The 791-nt window shown below is 48.8% G+C and carries 2 tRNA genes and 1 rRNA gene; all 3 read left to right on the top strand.

Features of this window, described 5'->3' with window-relative positions:
- Positions 1–112: 112 nt before the first annotated feature.
- Positions 113–189, top strand: a tRNA-Ile gene (locus tag R0J87_RS18330).
- A gap of 110 nt (positions 190–299) precedes the next feature.
- Positions 300–375 (top strand) — tRNA-Ala (locus R0J87_RS18325).
- 227 nt (positions 376–602) lie between these two features.
- A 23S ribosomal RNA gene (locus R0J87_RS18320) occupies positions 603–791 on the top strand; the annotation flags it as partial.

The raw sequence follows: 791 nt of genomic DNA, 5'->3' as shown, positions 1-791 counted from the left end.
AACCTGCGGCTGGATCACCTCCTTAAACGATGCATCACTCCTCGCGGTAAGCGCTCACAATGAATTACCTGATCAGATAGTAGAGCAAACGGTTGATGCACGATCCCCTCTTGGGTCTGTAGCTCAGTTGGTTAGAGCGCACCCCTGATAAGGGTGAGGTCGGCAGTTCAAGTCTGCCCAGACCCACCAAATTCCTGTGCCAAGTGTTAAAACGAGCTTCGTATAGTTTCGCTATGCGCTGCTGTGTTTCGTCTTGTGTCACAGAAATTTATACAAGAGGTTGGTTTTGCAAAAACAATGGGGCCATAGCTCAGCTGGGAGAGCGCCTGCCTTGCACGCAGGAGGTCAGCGGTTCGATCCCGCTTGGCTCCACCATTATCTTCTCGTTTAGATAAACCCCGTTTGTGATTGTTTCGTGACCATTGATAAGCACGACGTAACGCGTCTTCTTATCACTGTTCATTGAACAGCTGCTCTTTAACAATGTATATCATGCTGACAAGAACGTTTTCGAACGTTCTTACGTAAATTGTTTTGTGATACGTCTCAAGCGTATCCGGCAATCGTTATCATTGCGAACCCCAGACTCCTTCGGGTTATAGGGTCAAGCAATGAAGCGCACACGGTGGATGCCTAGGCAGTCAGAGGCGATGAAAGACGTGGTAGCCTGCGATAAGGTTCGGTGAGGTGGCAACAACCTGTGACCCGGACATTTCTGAATGGGGAAACCCACTCATCATAAGATGAGTATCTTACGCTGAATATATAGGCGTAAGAGGCGAACCAGGGGA

The sequence above is a fragment of the Halomonas sp. SIMBA_159 genome (assembly GCF_046536035.1).
In the GTDB taxonomy this organism is placed as follows: domain Bacteria; phylum Pseudomonadota; class Gammaproteobacteria; order Pseudomonadales; family Halomonadaceae; genus Vreelandella; species Vreelandella venusta_A.
The sequence above is the reverse complement of the archived record's forward strand: the minus strand, read 5'-3'. Positions and strand labels throughout refer to the sequence as shown.